Below are 19981 nucleotides of genomic sequence, written 5' to 3' on the forward strand. Positions count from 1 at the left end.
GACCGTATGCCCGACCAACCACCGTCGGCAGAACGCTCGTGGATACGACGCTTTGCCAAATTTCGCCTCCCCTGGGGACTAACCCAAGAAGTTGCGCTGGACGATTTTTTGAGCGAAGCCGCGCCGGAAAAATTACGTCGGGTGGAAAAAGCCGAGCAGGTAAAAAAGGAACAATTAACCCTTGGTACCTATGTGCCAGCGCCTTATGAGCATGTAGATTTTCATGATTGGCACGACCACGAGCGTTTCAGGTTTTCGTTATGGTCAAAACGATCACAGTTTTGGATCTATCTATTCATCTTCGGCAAATGGGGATTTATTTTACTGGCCCCCATATATGTATTTGCCGCATTAGTTGTAGCTTCGACACCATACAAGCCTTACTTAGAGGAATTGGTCAGCGTAGTACTGGAGACCTATTACGTATTTCTTTTGCCGCAGCTCGTATGCTGGGGTGTCGGGGCGTTTGTGATCCGCTACCTCCCCCACCTCTGGGTCAAACCCTCCCGAGGCCCGATCTGGGAAATCAACCGCCGCACCGGCCTCGTTACCCTTTTCGATTACGACAACAACGGCGAGTACAAAAAGAACGGCACCATCGGTGAACTCACCGCACCGTTTTACGAATTCGACGCCTACATCGCGACCATCCCGGATCGTCAGGGTTTAGTGACGAACGTGTTGTACATCGCCCACCGCTACCGCGATATCGTCATCAACTTCCGGCCCTTATTCGCTCCCGGTGAAGGCCAGCTGTGCTGTGCCCTGTGGGATTTTCTGCAGAACTACATGGACACCAGCCGCCCGCTACCAGACTTGCCGCGCTACGAACAATACCGACATCTCGACCCGACAACGGCTGAATACGACCGCAAGATTGGCCGCAATCCAAGGTTCTGGATCGATATGGACGATGCTACTTTCGAGCAAGAACTCTACGACATGCGCGGCAAGATTGATCAAATCGACACCTTCCAGCGCCCGAACCTGATGGCGCGGTATGTGGAGTATGTGGATTGAGTCCCTGGAATACCGTGTGGGAAGAAACCCATCTATTTCCCGAAGCCAAGCCTATGGCGTACCGGCCGAAGCCCGATGGGATGGAAATATTCTTGCAAACACCTTGGGAAACGCTGGTTGAAGTTTCACGCTCAAACGACACCGTGTCGGTCCACACAGCATGGCAAGTCCGCGCCCAACTGACACTAAGCGATGGCAGTTCATCGTGGGTATTTCCCGCACCAAGGCCCAAAGACCCGACCCTTTTTGGAGCGGCCCACGCTACACCCAACTTCAAAGAAATTGAACAACCGTTCTGGGCAGATGAAACCACCCATAAAGCGCAGGACGACCAATGACTGCAATTAATTCGTCTTATTACGCCAGCACCGCATACTGCTCTGACCGTATCCCCAACCAACCACCTTCGGCAGAACGGTCGTGGATACGGCGCTTCGCGAAAACGCGTTTGCCATGGGGGAGCGCGCAAGAAGTCGCGCCCGATGACTTTTTAATTCGGCGCAAACCCAGCAGCTTGCGATTTCAGGAGGAAATGAACAAAGAGCGTGAAGAAAAACAAAAGCTTGGTACTTACATTCCAGCTCCATATGAGCATGTAGACTTTCACGATCGACACGACCACGAACGCTTCAGGTTTTCGTTATGGTCAAAACAATCACAATTTTGGATATACACGCTACTGTTCGGAAAGTGGGGGGCGATAATGCTATCGCCGCTTATTGTTTTGGTGTGTATTTTTGCCGAAACCAAATCGAATTCTGCCTCGCTCATAAGCTTTTTCAGCGGGATATGGGATATGGCGTATATAAGCGTAGTCCCCCTTAGCATTGCCTGGGGGGTAAGTTCGGTCGTAATCAATTACATTCCTAAGCTCTGGGTCAAACCCTCCCGAGGCCCGATCTGGGAAATCAACCGCCGCACCGGCCTTATCACCCTTTTCGATTACGACAACAACGGCGAGTACAAAAAGAACGGCACCATCGGTGAACTCACCGCACCGTTTTACGAGTTCGATGCCTACATCGCCACCATCCCGGATCGTCAGGGCTTAGTGACGAACGTGTTGTACATCGCCCACCGCTACCGCGACATCGTCATCAACTTCCGGCCCTTATTCGCTCCCGGCGAAGGTCAGCTGTGCTGCGCGCTGTGGGACTTCATACAAAACTACATGGACACCAGCCGCCCACTGCCAGACTTGCCGCGCTACGAACAATACCGACATCTCGACCCAACAACGGCTGAATACGACCGCAAGATTGGCCGCAATCCAAGGTTCTGGATCGATATGGACGACGCTACCTTCGACCAAGAACTCTACGACATGCGCGGCAAGATCGATCAAATCGACACCTTCCAACGCCCGAACCTGATGACGCGGTATGTGGAGTATGTGGATTGATCATCCGTTTCAGGCCGTAGAACTTGTGCTGGCTGCCTTGGCGCTTTGCGTTGGCAAGGCAACTCCCCCACGGTTGATTTTTATTCGGTTGAACGTATGCGCCGGTCCGCGCTTCTGTAGCCAACATGTTGGCAGGAATCCGGTCTTGCTCGGTCAGCTCAAAGCCTCTCAAACGCCGTACTACTGCGAGCGAACCAACTCAACAGGTAGTCGGCTAACACCTGCGTGCGTAGTGGCAAGCCGGCTTCGTAAGGGTGGACCAGGAACAGCGGCAAACTGGGCGTTTGATAGTCACGCATTAGCCAGCGAAGACGACCGTCGATGATTTCGGCGTGAACCATATAGGACGGTAACCGGGCGATGCCTGCACCCACCAGCGCGGCTTTTTTCAACAAGCTGTAATGGTTACTGGCAAACGGACCCGCAACCCGCACGCGTATCAGTTGATGATTTTGGTGGTAAGTCCACTCCTCGCGGCCGCTGTAGTGACTGTTGAGCAAGCATTGATGGTCACTCAACGACAGCGGCCGAGTCGGTTCGCCGTGGCGTTCCAGATAATCAGGGCTGGCACAGGTCAGCTCTTGCATATTGAGCAGCGGCTTGGACACCAATCGCTCATCGCTTGCGACGCGACTGCGTATTGCCAGGTCATACCCGTCCCGGTGCAGGTCACGAAAACCATTATTCAAGTCCAGTTCAATCTGGACCAGCGGATATTCTTTCGAAAACTCCATCAGCAAACCGTCGAAAAATGTCTCGCCCATGGACACTGGAACGGTGATCCGCACCGAGCCGGATATCTCATCATGTAATCGGGCTAATGCTTGCTTGGCGCGCTCGGCTTGATTAATCAGCGCCCTCGCTTGGGGCAATATTGCTGCGCCCGCCGCCGTCAGGCTTAAGCGACGAGTACTACGGTGCAGTAGCGTCACCGAATAGCTGGTTTCCAAAAATTTGATGCGCTTGGACAACTGGCCCTTGCTGCACCCCAGTCGCTGGGAGGCCAAGGTAAAGCTCCCGGCCTCGACCAGGATCGCAAAGGCGACCAAGTCATCCATTTCGCTCATCCGATTGTTTCCTGTTGAAAACCAAAGATTGCCAATTAGCATGTTTATCGACCGCAACGCGGCACTTTACACTGAGTCCCTGTTAATTCATTTCAAGGAAACGCAATGAAAATTCTTCTGATTGGCGCCACTGGGACTTTAGGATCGGCCATCGAAAAGGAGTTGGCTCCCCGCCATGAGATTGTCCGCATTGGCCGCAAGAGTGGTGACTTCCAAGTGGATATTAGTGACAGCGCGTCCATCAGAAAACTGTTCGAACGGGTAGGCATGTTCGATGCGTTGGTGTGCGCGGCAGGCAACGTGAATTTTGCGCCATTGGCCGACATGACTGAACTCGACTTTGCGTTGGGCCTCCAGGACAAACTCATGGGCCAGGTTAACTTGCTACTGATAGGGCGTGAATTTGCCAATGACGGCGCCTCGTTCACGTTCACCACCGGCATCACCAGCCATGACCCGATTCGAACCGGAGCCTCGGCCAGCCTGGTGAACGCAGCCATCGATGCGTTTGTTCGTGCGGCCGCCATCGAGTTGCCTCGCGGTTTGCGAGTGAACTCGGTGAGTCCAAATGTTTTGGTAGAGTCCATGGGCGCCTATGCGTCCTATTTCCGAGGCTTCAAGCCGCTGCTTGCGTCAGAAGCAGCGCTGGCATACGCGAAAAGCGTCGAAGGTTTACAAACCGGTCAGACGTATCACGTCGGCTGAGCCCTTGTGATCGGACAGCAGCCTGAGTAACGTGGCGCCACTTGTTTGGAGACCGACCACCATGTTCGCTGCCCGCACCCTGTTGATGATTGCCCTGCTGCCTGTGATTGCCGGATGTCAGATGTTTAACGCTAAACCTGCTTCGTCCACGGCGGGCCTGACTCGCATGCAAGGCGACCTCACCGGTGAAGGCGGCCAGCTTTGGTTTCAGCCTTGCAACGAACAACGCCGGTTTATGATTCAGGACAGCGGCAACACCAGCGTGCTGCAAGAGGCCGCAGCGCTTGCCGCCAAAAAAGGCAAACTGTTCGCTGACTTACGTGGCAATTTCGATGCCAGCAAAACGTCGGGCACCGATGGGGTAGTCAACTTGCAGCAGCTTTACCGGGTTGAACGGTCCGCCAACGCCTGCAACGACGCCAACTTCAAGCAGTTGATCGTGCAAGCCAGCGGCAATAGCCCTGCTTGGAGCATCAATGTCAACGGCAAAGGCCTGATCCTTAACCGTGACGGCAAAGACCCCGTTGCTCTGCCATATGTTGAAGAACAACTGCCTGGTGGCCGCCTCAATCTGAGTACCGAAGCCAATGGCCAGCGCATTGAATTGTGGGTCGCACCCCAGCGCTGCGTAGACCCGGTCAGCGGTGCCGTCCAGCACTTGACAGCCGAATTGCGCGTCAATGATCAGGTGCAGCGGGGCTGCGGCTATTACGGCGGCGCCCGTAACGACTGAGTTCACTTACAGCCTTTTCTGGCTTACGGATTTAAATGCCTGAAGCGAACGGGACCGAAGCGGCATATAATTGCCGGTTCGCGTAAAGCTGGCCCGGATACTGGACCCTGTCATGTTACGAATCACCGAACTCAAGCTGCCAATCGATCACCCGGAAGACGACCTGCGCCCTGCCCTGCTGCTGCGTCTGGGGATCGACAGTGATGAGCTGCTCGACTTCACGCTATTCAAACGTAGCTACGACGCACGGAAAAAATCATCGGAACTGTGTTTCATCTACACCGTCGATTTTGAGGTGCGGGATGAAGCCGAGCTATTGCGCAAGTTCGCCGATGATCGCCACATCGGCGTGGCGCCCGATATCAGCTATAACGTTGTCGGGCACGCACCTGAAGGGTTGAGGGAGCGCCCGATAGTGGTCGGCTTTGGTCCATGTGGGATTTTCGCCGGTTTACTCTTGGCACAAATGGGCTTTAAACCGATCATCCTCGAACGCGGCACTGAAGTTCGCCAGCGTACCAAGGACACTTGGGGGTTGTGGCGCAAAAACGTGTTGAATCCGGAGTCTAACGTGCAGTTTGGCGAAGGCGGCGCCGGAACATTTTCCGACGGCAAGCTTTATAGCCAGATCAAAGATCCGAAATTTCACGGGCGCAAAGTGCTGCATGAGTTCGTCAAAGCGGGTGCGCCAGAAGAGATTCTTTACGTCAGCAAACCGCACATCGGTACGTTTCGCCTAACCGGTGTAGTGGAGAACATGCGTCACCAGATAGAAGCGTTGGGTGGCGAAGTCCGCTTCCAGCAGCGCGTTACTGACGTGTTGATCGATAACGGCCAGTTGCAGGGTGTTGTCTTGAGCAGCGGTGAGCAGATCGAATCGAAGCACGTAATTCTCGCGTTGGGCCACAGCGCTCGCGACACCTTTCGCATGCTCCATGGGCGGGGCGTATACATGGAAGCCAAACCGTTCTCCGTGGGCTTTCGTATAGAACACCCGCAATCGCTGATCGACCGCGCACGCTTGGGTAAATATGCCGGCCACCCCAAATTGGGCTCGGCTGATTACAAACTGGTATACCACGCGAAAAACGGTCGATCGGTATACAGCTTTTGTATGTGCCCCGGCGGCACAGTGGTGGCCGCGACATCCGAACTTCACCGGGTGGTTACCAACGGCATGAGCCAATACTCGCGTAACGAGCGCAATGCCAACTCCGGCATCGTCGTCGGCATCACGCCTGAGGATTATCCGGGTGGCCCATTGGCCGGTATCGAATTGCAGGAACGGCTGGAGTCGCGGGCCTACGTGCTGGGCGGCAGCAACTATGAAGCGCCCGCGCAGCTGGTGGGTGACTTTATTGCTGGCAAGGCGTCGAGCGCACTGGGCAGCGTCGAGCCGTCGTACAAACCTGGGGTGAAACTGGTAGATCTGGCGGACGCCCTGCCCGCGTACGCGATTGAGGCGATCAGAGAAGCGTTGCCAGCGTTCGATAAACAGATCAAAGGTTTCGCCCAGCACGATGCGATTCTGACGGGCATCGAAACCCGCACCTCGTCGCCGCTGCGCATCACCCGCGATAACACCCTGCAAAGCCTGAACGTCAAAGGCCTGTTTCCGGCCGGTGAAGGCGCCGGATACGCAGGCGGAATCTTGTCTGCCGGCGTCGACGGCATTCGGGTGGCCGAGGCGTTAGCTCGGGATATGTTGGGGATTGAGGGTTAATCCAGAGACGATCTAGAGGAGACAACTCGTTGCCGAGGCGGTGTGTCAGATAATCAGCCTAGCCAACAAGTTGTCTCCTACAAGGTTTTCATCGCTTCAAATACCGGCGCGCAACACGCCTTCTGGCAGTGCCTCACCTTTTTCAGCACAATCGGCGATGCTGTCGATTAGCCCGCTCAGTTCATACCCCTGCGTCGTCAGCCACGCTTGATCGTAATAGGTGGTCGCGTATCGTTCGCCGCCGTCACACAAAATCGCCACGATGGACCCCGACTCACCTGCGGCAACCATCTCGCTCGCGACCAATAGCGCGCCGATCAAATTGGTTCCGCTAGAGCCGCCCACTCGGCGACCCAAGCGCTGCGCCAAGTAATGCATGGCGGCCAGCGACAATGCGTCGGGCACCTTGACCATCGCATCGATCACTTTCGGCAAAAACGAGGCCTCTACCCTGGGCCGACCGATACCTTCAATGCGTGAACCACAGTCCAGGCGTAAACTCGCGTCGCCGCTCTGGTAATAGTCAAAAAAAACTGAACGCTCAGCATCAGCGCACAACACCCGCGTGCTGTGTTGGCGATAGCGCACGTAGCGACCTAGCGTCGCCGTCGTCCCGCCGGTGCCAGGGCTTGAAACCAGCCAACTCGGCTCCGGGTAACGCTCGAAACGCAGTTGTTGGAAGATCGATTCAGCGATGTTGTTATTGGCTCGCCAATCAGTCGCGCGCTCGGCATAAGTGAACTGGTCCATGAAATGACCACCGCTTTCTCGGGCGAGGCGCTCGGACTCAGCGTAGATCTGAGTTGGGTCTTGAACCAGATGGCTTTTGCCCCCGTAAAACGCGATTTGCGCGATTTTCTCCTGAGAGGTTGTGGCAGGCATTACCGCGACAAACTGCAAACCCAACAAACGGGCGAAATAAGCTTCGGATATCGCTGTCGAACCGCTAGACGCCTCAATCACTGGCGCGCCTGCCCTAAGCCAGCCATTGCACAACGCATAGAGAAACAGCGACCGCGCCAAGCGATGCTTGAGGCTGCCAGTGGGGTGACTGGACTCATCCTTGAAGTACAACTCGACGCCCGGCAAGCCGGGTAGTTCCAAGGGGATCAAATGGGTATCGGCGCTACGCTGGAAGTCCGCTTCGATGATTCGAATCGCTTCACGGGCCCACTGCCTGGTATCGCTCATCATCACTTCTCAATCAAATTTAGGAACTTTCCCAAAGCGCAAAACAATCACTGCGAGACATAGTTGTTACGCGCATGAAGTCATGAAACTTGGCGAATAATCGCTTTTAACGAAAAACCGACTCATAAAAAACCCGGTTCATTGGACCGGGTTTTTTTATTACAACTTGTTACAATCACTCTCAAATCATTAAATAACGATGTGAAGCTTAGTGAGCAACTCGGCTTGTACCGTTCACAGTCATGATGCGAACTCGTTCGCCCACACGGAAAATTTCATTTTCCTGCACTTGCTGGACATAGGCGCGCATCGTGCCATCGTCTTCACGCACGGTAATCTCTACGCCCTGCGCACGGGTCAAACCTTCTTCCGTGGCCGAACCCAACAGACCGCCCGCGACCGCACCAATCACCGCAGTGATGATGCTGCCGCGACCGCCACCAATAGCGCTCCCGGCCACACCACCAACTACCGCACCAGCGCCAGCGCCAATGGGCGTTTTAGTACCTTCGATTTTAACGGGACGCAAAGAGTCGATGGTGCCCATGCGTACGGTCTGTACTGTCCGAGCCTCATCTCGGGAATACGAGTCCCCGGTAAGACTTGAGGTACAGCCGCCCAGTGTCAATGCCATCGCAGTGAACGAAGCAACCAGCAGAACAGACTTACGCATAAGATCAATCTCCAAAAGAACAAACAACCATTAAACTCCGTGACAAGAAACCTGTCACGGTCTCCACTGAAAACTTGTTTCATTGAACGGGTAAATTAACTACAACTTTGCCCTCACCTCATAGACGTTGGGGCAGGAAAATAATTCAAAGGTTTTCTATCAAACACCTTGACCATCCATCAGGGGGCAAGTCGCTCACAGACCCACGCTTCGTTTTCAACGCGATAGTTCAAGCGATCATGCAGACGGCTTGGGCGCCCTTGCCAGAATTCGATTCGTTCCGGTAACAGGCGATATCCGCCCCAATGCTCTGGGCAGTGGGGTTGTGAGTCGCTGAACCGCTGTTCGGTATTCTTGAGCATCGCTTCAAGTTCGGCACGATCGGCAATCACTCGGCTTTGCGGAGACGCCCATGCGCCCAGACGGCTACCTAGGGGGCGAACCTGAAAATAAGCGTCCGACTCTTGCGCGCTGACTTTAACCACACGCCCCTCAATCCGTACCTGACGCTCCAGAGAGGGCCAGAAGAACGTCATGGCCGCATGAGGGCGCGCAGCCAACTGCTGACCTTTGGCGCTCTCGTAGTTTGTGAAGAACGTGAAGCCCTGATCGTCGAGCCCCTTTAGCAGTAAAATCCGGCAATGAGGGCGGCCTTCTTCATCAACGGTTGCCACGGTCATGGCATTGGCTTCGACCGGCGCTTGCTCGGTTTTCACCGCCTGCGCGAACCACTCATGAAACAAGGCAAAAGGCTCGTCCGGCGCCTGAGTTTCGTTCAAACCATCTCGGGTGTAATCACGACGCATATCGGCCAAAACTTGGGTCATCACGTGCTTCCTTCGCTGCAATTCCTGAGAAAGGTCCTTGGCTCGGTCAGGCTTAGTTGGCTTTGGCCTGATCTTCCGGTATGTCTTTCTTTGCTGGTGCGTCAGTTTTGGCTGGAGTCGCCTTCTTCGCTGGCGCAGCTTTTTTGGCAACTGGTTTTTTGGCGGCCGCTTTCTTCACCGGAGCCGTTTTTTTGGAGCTCGCGACGGTTTTAGCCCCAGGTGCGGGCGTGGCGGCAACCGGCGCCGGCGTCTGAATGGCGACCAGCGTCGCTGGGCCTGGCGCTGGCATGCTGTACTTGCTAAGCAAGGCGACCATCGTGACCTGCGGCGTCATCACGATCTCAATCCGACGGTTCAACTTGCGGCCCTCGGCGCTGTCGTTTGCCGCACGCGGCATGATCGAACCCATGCCACGCATGCCCAAGCGGTTACGTTCCAAGCCGCTCATGCGGAAAATAGCAGCGACCGAAGACGCCCGCTCCTGGGTCAACTTTTGACTGTCTGTTATTAAGCCAGTGGTGTCGGCATGACCCAGCACGAGCACAGCGGTTTTCGGATCAGCTTCGACAATTTTTGCCAGTCTGGAGATTGGACCAAGAGTGACCGGCAATAGCATGGTCGGGCGGTCGTGGTTGAACGAGCTGTCCGCAGGGGCGGTGATGACCAGTAGGTTCTCGCGGCGCTCGAGCTCGAACGGGCTGTCTTTAATTGCTAAACGCAACCGCGGCTCGTAATCATCGAGCCACGCTTGGGTGATTTTCGGGTCTGGCATCGGCACAGGTTCTGCGCGGACGGCGAGGAGCGGCCTGGCTGCTTCCTTTTGTTGTTTGGTCTCGAACGGCCACCACCAATGAGTCTCAGTAGCAGGCGTGGCAGCGGCAACTACCGGCGCAACTGCGGCAGGCGCCGGAATAGAGGCAGAGTTCTTGACGTCAACTTTAGCGGCAGCGGCCTCAGCTTTCACAGCAGTAGGCGCAGACGGGGCGGTGCCCTTCGCATCGGGCTTGGCCGCAGATGCCTGGTCCGGCGCCTTGTCCGAAGCTTGATGAGCGCCAAAGGGCCACCAGTTGATACCACCTTCGGCGACGCCATTCTGCGGCGTTTGGGCACAACCAGTGACAGCCAGACACAACGCAAACGCGAGAGTTTTGTTAGATGACATCGTTAATCCATACCATGAAAAAGCAGAAATAAAGCTTTGAATAAGCTCGTATAAACCGACACTTCGAGAACAAAATACGCCACTCGGTTCCTTTGGCGCGAAGTTAACAGACAATCGGCTAAAAACAATTCGCCAATACGCGCACCAGTGATTGTGCGCGTGGATCCATTAATACGTAAGGCCCTAGCGTGTTGGTGACAAAACCAAATGCCACCTCGCGCTCGGGATCAGCAAATCCTGTAGAGCCGCCGGCGCCAGGATGGCCAAAAGCTTTAGGCCCAAGACCGTAGGTCGCATTAGGCACTTGCGGCTGATCGAGCATACAGCCGAGCCCAAACCGGGTGGGGGTCAGCAAGGTTTTATCGGGCCCCACGCTGTGCTCGCGCGTCAGCTCACCTAGCAACTCGGCTTCAAGCAAACGACCGTCAAGTAACGCGGTGTAAAAGCCTGCGAGGCTACGAGCGTTGCCGTGACCATTGGCCGCAGGTTGTTGCATGCGCCGCCACTCAGGTTTGTTGGTGCTGGTCATGATCGATGGCGGATTGGTAAACGCCCGTGCGGTCATGGAAGACGGTTCGCGCATTGTCGTTTGCAACAGACGCTGTGCGGCTGCGTCACCCGGATTACCCTTGCCGCGAGCGATATGCGCAACACGGTAAAACGCTTCATCCGCCAGCCCAACGTGAAAATCGAGACCTAAGGGTTGTGCTATACGGGCCGAGATTGATTCTCCCGGACCTCGTCCGTCAGCGCGGCGCAGCATCTCCCCGACCAACCAGCCATAAGTCATGGCGGCGTAGCCGTGACCCTGGCCAGGCGTCCACCATGGTTCTTCAGCGGCTAGCGCATCGGTCATTGTTTGCCAGTTATATAGCGCTTCGGCAGGCAACATCTGTCGCAACGCCGGTAATCCCGCCTGATGGCAAAGCAACTGACGTAACGTAATTTTATCTTTGCCGGCAGTAGCAAACGCTGGCCAAAGGTTGGCGACCGGATCGTCCAAGTGCAACTTACCTTCACCCACCAATTGCAACGCAGTGACGGCAGTAAAGGGTTTCGTGCAGGAAAACACATTGGCAATGGTATCGCTGTGCCAAACCTCGGTGCCGTCCTTGTCCGCCGTCCCAGCCCAAAGGTCGACTACAGTTTCGCCGCCAATCTGGATGCACACCGCGCCACCGCGCTCTTGAGGGTCATCGAAGAGCGCAGCGAAGGCTTCGCGCACTGCTTCAAATTTAAGTTCGTAATGACCCTGAATCTGCACGCGCCCGCTCCCCCAAAAATGACTGTTTCAATTGTTGACGTGCATTGTTCCAGCGATTGCGCTCTTTGGGAACAGACTCAAGCCTGATTACGACGATTAACGAGTCCCACCGGTATCGCCACCAGCACCTTGCGCACCTTTGACATCGCCGCTTTCCGGCGCACGATCCCGCTTGCCGCCCTTACCGTTTTCAGGTGTGCCGGGGAGCGCTTTCGGTTTAGTTTTCTTGGCGTCATTCGCCCGCGCCTCTTTGTTTAGCGTGTCAGGAACTTGAAGGTTGCTTTTGCGAACCGCTTCAACAAACCCCTGAAATGGCACATCAGTGATGCTGACAAGCCCGACGTGACCATTTTCTCCATCAAGTAAACGCCCGTGGCAGGCTGGTCGAGGTATTCGAACCAGTGCACGCCGACGACCGAAGGTTCAGCCAGAGCTTGTTTCAAGAAATTGGGCCTTTTGAAAGTATTTGAAGTCGGCTTCGATCTCAGGGTGATCAGCACTTGGCACTGGGGCCTGAAAGCCTGCTCATGATGCCCGCGTGGCTTCAGGAAATTTCGCGACGGAACGGTGGTAGCGCGTTAAGGATTGCTTTGCCGTAACGCTGGGTGACCACCCGTCGGTCGAGCAGTGTGATGGTGCCGCGATCTTCTTCTGTGCGCAGCAATCGCCCGCATGCCTGGACCAGACGAAGCGAGGCATCCGGTACCGCAATTTCCATGAACGGGTTACCGCCGCGAGCTTCGATCCACTCCGCCAGCGCAGCTTCGACAGGATCATCAGGCACGGCAAACGGGATTTTAGCGATCACTACGTGTTCACAATAAGCGCCGGGTAAATCGACCCCCTCGGCAAAACTGGCCAAGCCGAACAGTACGCTGGACTCACCGCTGTCAACCCGTGCCTTGTGCTTGTTCAAGGTTTCCTGCTTGGACAGATTGCCCTGAATGAACACTTGTTTGCGCCAGTCGCGCTCAAGGCCGTCGAAGACGTCTTGCATCTGTTTGCGCGAGGAAAACAAGACCAACGTACCTCGTGAACCCTCTACCAGCCTTGGCAGCTCACGGATGATCGCGGCCGTATGCGCCACGGCGTCGCGAGGATCAGCCTTGAGGTCTGGCACGCGCAGCACGCCGGCGTCGGCATGGTGAAACGGGCTCGGCACAACCGCTGTGACGGAGCCTTTGGGCAATCCGGCCCGCATACGGTACCGGTCGAACTTGCCCAACGCGGTCAAAGTCGCCGAGGTCACCAGCGCGCCATAGGCGATGTTCCACAGATTACGCCGAAGCATTTCAGCGGCCAGAATGGGGCTGGCGTTGACCTCGATGTCGAACAACGAGCCGCTGTCAGCCAAGGTCAGCCAGCGCGCCATGGGTGGACTGTCTTCTGGGTCTTCAACTGTAAATGCGGTCCACAACTCCCAGTTACCGTGGGCCCGGGCCAGCAGACTGCCGAATAACGGATACCACTCTTCGGCCTGATGACTGGCGATGCCGATGTTCACTTCGCCGTCCATACCGGTCTTGAGCAGTTCGGTCAGGCGCGTAAACAGATCATCAAGTCGGGCAAATCCTTTTTTCAGCTCGGCGCCCATCTCTCGCATGTGCTCGGGCACCAACCCACCGATGAAACGATGGCGCGGGCGCTCGCGGCCCTGCATGTCTTCGCCGGGTTTGAAGTCGGCCAGCTGTTCGCAGGCGGCGAACATGAACTGTTGTTGCGTCTTAATCTCCCGCGCCAGCTCTGGGACCTGTTCGATCAGTTTGCCCAGATCGCCCGGCAAAGGATGTTGAGCCAACAACTTGGCCAGGTTTTTAGCGGTTTGTTCCAGCCAATCCGAAGTTGAGCGCAGACGTGTGTAATGGGCAAAATGGCCGATGGCCTTGTCTGGCAGGTGATGCCCTTCGTCGAACACGTAAAGCGTTTCACGCGGATCAGGCAATACCGCCCCGCCACCCAGCGCCAGGTCAGCAAGAACCATATCGTGGTTGGTGACGATGACATCGACCTTGCCCATGCCTTCACGTGCCTTGTAAAAGGCGCACTGCTGAAAGTTCGGGCAATGCCGGTTGGTGCATTGACTGTGGTCGGTGGTGACTCGCGCCCAGTCCTGATCTTCCAGCGCCTGAGGCCAGCTGTCGCGGTCACCGTCCCACTTATTGCCAGCGAGCTTTTCGATCATGCTGGTGAATAGTTTCTGGCTGGCCTCGTCAACTTCGATCTTGAAGCCTTCTTCTTCGAACAGCTGAGCGGTGGCGGTTTGTGCGTTACCTTCTTGCAATAGCACGTCGAGTTTGGACAGGCACATGTAACGGCCGCGCCCCTTGGCCAGGGCAAACGTGAAGTTAAGCCCGCTGTTGCGCATCAGGTCTGGCAGATCCTTGTAAACGATCTGCTCTTGCAGCGCGACGGTGGCCGTGGCAATAACCAGACGCTTGCCGGCCGCTTTCGCCGTGGGGATTGCTGCAATCGCGTAGGCAACAGTTTTACCGGTACCGGTGCCCGCTTCGACCGCGACCACAGCGGGATCACCCGAGCGTCGACCTTCTTCATCAGTGTCGATATCGCCGAGCACTTTGGCGATCTCGGCGATCATCAAGCGCTGGCCATAACGCGGCTTCAGGCTCTTGGCTTCGAGGAAACGCGAATAAGCGCCCTGAATTTGGGATTTGAGTTCGTTACTGATCATGGGCTTCAGGGCGCTACGAATCGGGTTAAAAGTGCTGGATAAATTTTCAGTGTTTCTAAGAGGCGGCTATCATACCTCGCTAAATCATCCCGCGCAGATCGGAGTACCGAATGACAGCTTTTGCCCTTGTTTACACGCTGCATGTGCTGGCGGCCTTGGTCTGGGTCGGCGGCATGTTCTTCGCTTGGATGGTCCTGCGCCCAGCGGTCGGTGCGGCATTGGAGGGTCCCAATCGCCTTAAATTGTGGGTCCAGGTTTTTCCACGGTTCTTTTTCTGGGTCTGGGTGGCGGTAGTGGTGCTGCCAATTACTGGCGTAGGCATGATCGGCCAACGGTTTTCAGGTTTTGAAACCGCACCGCGTTACGTGCAAATCATGATGGGGTTGTACGTGGTGATGGTGGCACTGTTTATCCGCATCCACTCGCTGCAGTTGCCCGAGCTGCGTCGTGCGGTTGAGGCTGAACAATGGCAGGAAGGTGCCGCAACGCTGGGACGCATACGCCGACTGGTGGGAATAAATTTAATTGTCGGGTTGGTATTGGTGGGCGTAGCTGCCAGTCGGCCAGGATTTTGATGGCCCAGATGAACATCTTTGCCAACAGGTTCGCTTACACCAGGACTGGGGTATGTTTGATCCACACCGGTAGGCGCAGCCGAAGGCTGCGATGAGATCTGGAGGCTTTCGCCACCTTAGCAACTTCAGGCTACCGTGGATTAAACCTACAGCCGCTGTACCGTTAACGAACCATCGCGTCCCGGCGCGCCGGACTGGCCCGGTTGGCCTGGCGTGCCTGATTTGGCGCCGCTTGCGCGGTAGACCAGGCACCCTTTGGAAGCGCCGCCCTTGCCTGCCAATCCAGCAGCACCGGCAAGCCCTCCAGCTCCGCCGTTGACCAGCACTTTGATGCGTTCGGCAGGGAATGCGGCGGGCAACTCGAGATGTACCACTGCACCTGGCGCGCCATCGTGACCGTTGCTGCCGTTGTCGCCGTTGTAACCACGACTTGCTTCACCCCATAGACAACCAGGGTCTTCGCCATTGGCGCCATCTAAACCGAAAAAGCCAGGGGCTCCAGAACCGCCACGGGCGTCGACTGAGAGCTCATCAGCGGTCAGGTTTTCCAGACGCAAGGTCAAATTACGACCAGGCAGCGCAGGCTTGAGAAACGTGCCGGGCGCACCGCGCGCAGTGATTTGACTACCGGATGCTAATTGGCCACGGCCGATGACCATGTTAAACACCTGTCCGCTGGGGATAATCGCGATACGCGCTTCATGGCCCAGCACCAACTCACCGACTCTGACTTCGTCGACACCTGCGGGGATTAGCAACGTACCGTAATCAGCAACTTCCAGGCGATCCAACTGCAAGACGCTGGTTTGAGTTGGCAGACGCATTAGTGAATGCGCCTCGACCATTACCACTTGGGCCAAGACCATCGGGGTGAACATTGCGACGCTGCATGCCACTGCCAGAAGCCGAAGGTTACGCATGAGCGACCTCCACCGACAAGCGGGAAAAAGATTGCAGATGGAAAATACCAAACAGCAGGATCTGCCCACGATCCCTCCAAGGCCGCGCTCGCCCACGCAGGCTGCCGTTGAACAAAACCAGTTCCATCAAGTGGATCAGCACCAGCAGGCTTGCGACCATGTTGATCAATAAATCAAAAGGATTTGGTAATGCAATAACCATATTAACCAGCACCACCAGCCAGAAACCCGATGTCAACATTTTCCCCAATCCCCAAAACAACTTCATACGTACCCCTGGCGGTTATTCTTTTGCGCACAGTAACGGCAACAGCGCGAATTTTGCCAGCGACCATTGAAAAATGTTCGGGTGCGCCGATTAGAGGGCTGCTCGCAACACCATGAAACCGGGCGGCGTTCAACCATGGCCCGGTTTCTCAAATGTGGTGTCAATGTCAGCGGTTTAGGTGTATTTCCACCCGGCGGTTCTTCGCTCGCCCCTCATCAGTCGCGTTGTCCGCCACCGGCTGACTTTTGCCCATGCCTTGGGTGGACAATTTGGCAGGCGCAAGCCCCTGACTGATCAAAAACGTTGCCACGCTGGCGGCTCGACGTTCGGAGAGTTTCTGGTTATAAGGACCGGAACCCCTGCTATCGGTATGGCCTATCACCTTAATGCTCACTACATCGGCGCTTTTCAGGCTATCCATTATTGCGATCAGCTTATCCCGCGCTTCGCTTGTTAGGTCGGCCTTGTTATACGCAAACAGCACGGCACCCTCATCGCTAAGGGTAATAATTTGCTCGGTAGGGGGTGCGGGTTCTGCGGGTTTGACGCTCGCAGGGTATTGAGGAAGGGGGCAACCATTATTGTCGACGGGGGTATTGGGGGGCGTATTCGGACAGGTATCGCGACGATCAAACACACCATCCCCATCCTCGTCACCATCCTGGGCAAAACAGATAAGGCCACCGGCAATCACGCCAAGTGCCGCACCACCACCGGCCCAGGCACCACTTTCAATGGCGCCCAGTCCTCCACCGACCAAGCCACCTATAACACTACAGATGGGCCAGTTCTTTTGATTGAGCGGCGCCGTACCATCGCTGGTGGTCGCACAACCTGAAAGGACACCGCTGACCAAAAATAAAGGAAGTACCGCTCTTGCGCATACGCTCATAAGTCAATGCTCCTGAGTTACCGGCCCATGCCGGCACTCAGGAGTAAAGACGCACAACCTTAACTCCACAAGCCACGCAACACGGGCTTTATCGGTTAATTTTGATCTCTACACGACGATTCAAGGCACGCCCTTCGGCCGTTTTGTTATCCGCGACGGGACGACCTTCACCTTCGCCAACTACTGCCACAAAACTGCTGCGCGGGATACCAGAGCTGACCAGATAGTCGGTCACCGACGTTGCACGCTTTTGCGAAAGCTTTTTGTTGTACTTGTCGCTACCAACACTGTCGGTATGTCCGCTGACGCGTAACTGAGCGCTAGGAGCTTCGCGTTTCAGACGGCTACTGATCAGGTCAAGCTTTTGTTTGTCCGCCGCCGTCAATTGCGCCGAATCAAACTTGAAATAGACGTCGTTGATCACGATCGTCTCTTCTTTGACCATGACCACCTTTTCAACCACTGCGGGTTCGGCGGCAGGTGCCACAACCGGTGGACAACCATTGGCATCTACACTTACCCCTTTAGGCGTACCTGGACACTTGTCGCGGCTGTCCGGCACGCCGTCGCCATCTTCGTCGCCGTCGCCGTGTACCCAGCAATACGCTGCCGCTACACCGCCGCCGATCAACACACCCCAACCGGCATAGGTGGCGTTGTGAATCGCCCCCAGTCCCGCACCCGTCAAACCGCCGACTGCGGCACATTTAGGCCAATCGGTCTTTTGCAAACCTGCACAACCCGTCAACAGGCTGGTCAGCAGGATCAAAGGTAACGCCACCCGAATCATACTCATTGACTTCATCTCCTATGGGATCGGTCCAAACCGATGCAATGGGAGTAAAGACGTCAGTTTCACAGTCCGCCAATTAGCCATCATAAAAGCTGCGAATTGAAGCAGCGCCCTAAGGGCTAGGCCATTGCGTCTTGGCAAGCTAGTCTTGCAACTCAATTGAGGAATTTCGATGACTGATGGCTTTTCTACGCGCACGCCGCAGCAGGCGCTGGCCGCCTTGCTGGATCGATACGCCCCTAAACGCCTGCTATTGATCGGTGCCGCAAGTTTCCCTGCGCTCGAGGCATTCCTGACCGCTCATCCGGGTACCGAATTAGCCCATGCCATGCCCGGCCCTTTGCCTACAGCGCTTGGCGCACAACGTTTTGACCTGGCACTGGCGGTGGATTGCCTGGAGCATTTGCCCAAACGCACCGGGCTTGAATTGCTGGGCGGGATTCGTAATTTGAACGCGAGTCGTATTGCCGTGCTGGCGGATTTACACGCATGTGGCTGGCAAGACACCGATTTCTATTCGTTGGCACTGCAAGCCAGTGAACGCTTTGCCCGAGACGAGCAAGTCCTGACGTTGTTTACCTACGACCTGCGTGACTATAAACAAGTCCCCGATTGGCTCAACGCGAAATTTTGGGCCAACCCGGAGAATTTCGGCAAATACTGGTGGTAGCCATGACAGGTACGATCTGCCCCTGCGGCAGCGGAAATTTCCTGGATGCCTGCTGCGGGCACTATCACGCCGGGCTGGCAGCCCCCTGCGCAGAAGCGCTGATGCGCTCGCGTTACAGCGCCTACGTACTGGGGCTGATCGATTATTTGGTGGATACGACGCTGCCTGCGCAACAAGTCAGCCTGGACCGCCAATCCATCGGTGATTGGAGTGCGCGAAGCACCTGGCTGGGGTTGGGCGTGGAGCACGTCGAAGTGTTTGGCGGCAAACCTGAGCACGCCTTCGTCACATTCATCGCTCGCTGGCACGACGGCGATGGCGAACACAGCCATCGCGAGCGCTCGGCATTCGTCCAGAATCAAGGCCGCTGGTATTTCATCGACCCGACGGTACCGCTCAAGGTAGGCCGTAACGATGCGTGCCCATGTGGCAGTGGGCAAAAATTCAAAAAATGCTGTGCAGGTTATCTCGCATAAGCCAATGGGCTCAACTGAGTTTTAAATGCGACGTGTCGGGCGCCGGGCCCGCGGGTGGCTTTTTGAGCTCATGCATATCGCTTCCTACCGGTGCCAAACTAAGCTGCGAAAGGTCCAGCCGGGGCGCGGGCGCGGGCGCTTTTGGCTCTTGCAGTGCGCTACCCACCTGTGCCACCGAAAAATCAGGTGCATCCACGTCCACGAACGCGGCCATGTAAGCGTCGCGCGGGGCGATCTGCAGTCGACCTTTAGCCTTGGGAGGACGATAAAATCCTGGCGCATCGGGCGGCGGCGCCAGCTCCACCTCTTCCATGTCGAGTTGCATGTCGACCATCTCGACCAACGCCCCGGCGCGCTCCAGGGTCGCGCGATACTTCATGGCGGCGGCTTCCTCGAGATTGTTTTTGAGCACCAGACGCCGCCCTGAAAACAATATGGCGATGCGCTGCTCATCGGCCTGGAACAATTTGGTCAGATTTGCCTCGACTCGCTCGCGCGACGCCCCGGGTACTGTCTGACCAGTAAAGACGATTTCATAGAGGTTCATCGGACAAACTCCAACGGCACGAGGCGCAAGTATGGCTGATTATTGTGGTTTGAATGCGTGCACCAGACACGTATTGGCGAGATAATTCGCGCCAACTTATTCCGGAGAGACCTAGATGAACCAGGAAAACCACGTTCACGGCCCTGACTGCGCTCATGACCACGAGCATCAGCACCACGACCATCAGCACGCTCACGTTCACGGTCCAGACTGCGGCCACGCGCCACAAGAACCCGTGCGCAACACCTTGAAGGACGTAGGCCGTAACGATCCTTGCCCATGCGGCAGCGAGAAAAAATTCAAAAAGTGCCACGGCGCTTAATCTACCTAATCCCCGTAGATGCCAACTTGTTACCGAGAAGCTTGACGCCGCGTTTCAGGTAT

General features: G+C 56.0%; 22 protein-coding genes and 1 pseudogene. 10 read left to right on the forward strand and 13 right to left on the reverse strand.

Annotated elements, in window-relative coordinates; genetic code table 11:
* The first annotated feature begins 6 nt into the window (after positions 1–6).
* The 3 genes from RGW60_RS13730 to RGW60_RS13740 all read left to right on the forward strand — a co-directional run bounded on the left by RGW60_RS13730 (position 7) and on the right by RGW60_RS13740 (position 2422).
* A complete protein-coding gene (locus tag RGW60_RS13730) occupies positions 7–1020 on the forward strand; it encodes a hypothetical protein (RefSeq protein ID WP_322205112.1) in 1014 nt (337 codons plus the stop codon).
* Complete coding sequence (locus tag RGW60_RS13735) at positions 1017–1358, forward strand: hypothetical protein (RefSeq protein WP_322205113.1); 342 nt, start codon at positions 1017–1019, stop codon at positions 1356–1358. The genes RGW60_RS13730 and RGW60_RS13735 overlap by 4 nt, the downstream gene beginning before the upstream one ends.
* Before the next feature lie 458 nt (positions 1359–1816).
* Positions 1817–2422, forward strand: coding sequence for a hypothetical protein (locus RGW60_RS13740; RefSeq protein WP_322205114.1), 606 nt, complete (start codon positions 1817–1819; stop codon positions 2420–2422).
* A 158-nt stretch (positions 2423–2580) separates the two neighbouring features.
* On the opposite strand, the gene RGW60_RS13745 is transcribed toward RGW60_RS13740, so the two are convergent.
* Entirely contained in the window at positions 2581–3489 is a 909-nt protein-coding gene (locus RGW60_RS13745; protein WP_322205115.1) for a LysR family transcriptional regulator, read from the reverse strand.
* A gap of 105 nt (positions 3490–3594) precedes the next feature.
* Here RGW60_RS13745 and RGW60_RS13750 point away from each other — a divergent pair, with 105 nt between their 5' ends.
* The 3 genes from RGW60_RS13750 (at position 3595) to RGW60_RS13760 (ending at position 6650) form a co-directional block, all read left to right on the forward strand.
* Positions 3595–4194, forward strand: a complete 600-nt coding sequence (locus tag RGW60_RS13750; protein ID WP_322205116.1) for a short chain dehydrogenase — start codon at positions 3595–3597, stop codon at positions 4192–4194.
* A 61-nt stretch (positions 4195–4255) separates the two neighbouring features.
* On the forward strand, positions 4256–4927 hold the full coding sequence (locus RGW60_RS13755) for a hypothetical protein (protein ID WP_322205117.1): 672 nt from the start codon (positions 4256–4258) through the stop codon (positions 4925–4927).
* A gap of 112 nt (positions 4928–5039) precedes the next feature.
* Positions 5040–6650, forward strand: a complete 1611-nt coding sequence (locus tag RGW60_RS13760; protein ID WP_322205118.1) for an NAD(P)/FAD-dependent oxidoreductase — start codon at positions 5040–5042, stop codon at positions 6648–6650.
* 96 nt (positions 6651–6746) lie between these two features.
* Here the strand turns inward: RGW60_RS13760 and RGW60_RS13765 are convergent, their stop codons facing one another.
* From RGW60_RS13765 to dinG, 7 genes and pseudogenes are all read right to left on the reverse strand, one after another.
* Positions 6747–7844, reverse strand: coding sequence for a PLP-dependent cysteine synthase family protein (locus RGW60_RS13765; RefSeq protein WP_322205119.1), 1098 nt, complete (start codon positions 7842–7844; stop codon positions 6747–6749).
* A gap of 205 nt (positions 7845–8049) precedes the next feature.
* Positions 8050–8514, reverse strand: coding sequence for a glycine zipper 2TM domain-containing protein (locus tag RGW60_RS13770; protein ID WP_322205120.1), 465 nt, complete (start codon positions 8512–8514; stop codon positions 8050–8052).
* A gap of 179 nt (positions 8515–8693) precedes the next feature.
* Positions 8694–9341: a pyridoxamine 5'-phosphate oxidase gene (gene pdxH, locus RGW60_RS13775; RefSeq protein ID WP_322205121.1), complete on the reverse strand. Its 648-nt coding sequence runs from the start codon at positions 9339–9341 to the stop codon at positions 8694–8696.
* A 52-nt stretch (positions 9342–9393) separates the two neighbouring features.
* Entirely contained in the window at positions 9394–10503 is a 1110-nt protein-coding gene (locus tag RGW60_RS13780; RefSeq protein ID WP_322205122.1) for an OmpA family protein, read from the reverse strand.
* Positions 10504–10621: 118 nt separating this feature from the next.
* Positions 10622–11767: a serine hydrolase domain-containing protein gene (locus tag RGW60_RS13785; protein WP_322205123.1), complete on the reverse strand. Its 1146-nt coding sequence runs from the start codon at positions 11765–11767 to the stop codon at positions 10622–10624.
* Between the two features lie 96 nt (positions 11768–11863).
* Positions 11864–12216 (reverse strand): annotated as a pseudogene (locus RGW60_RS13790) (beta-agarase); the annotation flags it as partial.
* Between the two features lie 95 nt (positions 12217–12311).
* Positions 12312–14456: an ATP-dependent DNA helicase DinG gene (gene dinG, locus RGW60_RS13795; RefSeq protein ID WP_322205124.1), complete on the reverse strand. Its 2145-nt coding sequence runs from the start codon at positions 14454–14456 to the stop codon at positions 12312–12314.
* Between the two features lie 110 nt (positions 14457–14566).
* Here dinG and RGW60_RS13800 point away from each other — a divergent pair, with 110 nt between their 5' ends.
* Entirely contained in the window at positions 14567–15031 is a 465-nt protein-coding gene (locus RGW60_RS13800; RefSeq protein ID WP_322205125.1) for a CopD family protein, read from the forward strand.
* Between the two features lie 146 nt (positions 15032–15177).
* Here the strand turns inward: RGW60_RS13800 and RGW60_RS13805 are convergent, their stop codons facing one another.
* The 4 genes from RGW60_RS13805 to RGW60_RS13820 form a co-directional block, all read right to left on the reverse strand.
* Positions 15178–15951 carry a collagen-like protein gene (locus tag RGW60_RS13805; RefSeq protein ID WP_322205126.1) on the reverse strand — a complete coding sequence of 258 codons (774 nt, stop codon included), beginning with the start codon at positions 15949–15951 and terminating at the stop codon, positions 15178–15180.
* Complete coding sequence (locus RGW60_RS13810; protein WP_322205127.1) at positions 15944–16219, reverse strand: DUF1145 domain-containing protein; 276 nt, start codon at positions 16217–16219, stop codon at positions 15944–15946. The genes RGW60_RS13805 and RGW60_RS13810 overlap by 8 nt, the downstream gene beginning before the upstream one ends.
* A 166-nt stretch (positions 16220–16385) precedes the next feature.
* Positions 16386–17111, reverse strand: a complete 726-nt coding sequence (locus RGW60_RS13815; RefSeq protein ID WP_322205128.1) for an OmpA family protein — start codon at positions 17109–17111, stop codon at positions 16386–16388.
* An 88-nt stretch (positions 17112–17199) separates the two neighbouring features.
* Entirely contained in the window at positions 17200–17907 is a 708-nt protein-coding gene (locus tag RGW60_RS13820; protein WP_322205129.1) for an OmpA family protein, read from the reverse strand.
* A gap of 169 nt (positions 17908–18076) precedes the next feature.
* Here RGW60_RS13820 and RGW60_RS13825 point away from each other — a divergent pair, with 169 nt between their 5' ends.
* Together RGW60_RS13825 and RGW60_RS13830 are read left to right on the forward strand one after the other, a co-directional pair.
* Positions 18077–18574 carry a DUF6231 family protein gene (locus RGW60_RS13825; RefSeq protein ID WP_322205130.1) on the forward strand — a complete coding sequence of 166 codons (498 nt, stop codon included), beginning with the start codon at positions 18077–18079 and terminating at the stop codon, positions 18572–18574.
* A gap of 2 nt (positions 18575–18576) precedes the next feature.
* Positions 18577–19050 (forward strand): YchJ family protein, encoded by a 474-nt coding sequence (locus RGW60_RS13830; protein WP_322205131.1) that lies wholly within the window; start codon positions 18577–18579, stop codon positions 19048–19050.
* A 10-nt stretch (positions 19051–19060) separates the two neighbouring features.
* Here RGW60_RS13830 and RGW60_RS13835 read toward each other — a convergent pair whose 3' ends face one another.
* Positions 19061–19597 (reverse strand): hypothetical protein, encoded by a 537-nt coding sequence (locus tag RGW60_RS13835; RefSeq protein ID WP_322205132.1) that lies wholly within the window; start codon positions 19595–19597, stop codon positions 19061–19063.
* 115 nt (positions 19598–19712) lie between these two features.
* On the opposite strand from RGW60_RS13835, the gene RGW60_RS13840 reads away from it, so the two are divergent.
* Positions 19713–19919 carry an SEC-C metal-binding domain-containing protein gene (locus RGW60_RS13840; protein ID WP_322205133.1) on the forward strand — a complete coding sequence of 69 codons (207 nt, stop codon included), beginning with the start codon at positions 19713–19715 and terminating at the stop codon, positions 19917–19919.
* Positions 19920–19981 lie beyond the last annotated feature (62 nt).

The sequence above is a fragment of the Pseudomonas sp. AB6 genome (assembly GCF_034314105.1).
Lineage (GTDB): Bacteria > Pseudomonadota > Gammaproteobacteria > Pseudomonadales > Pseudomonadaceae > Aquipseudomonas.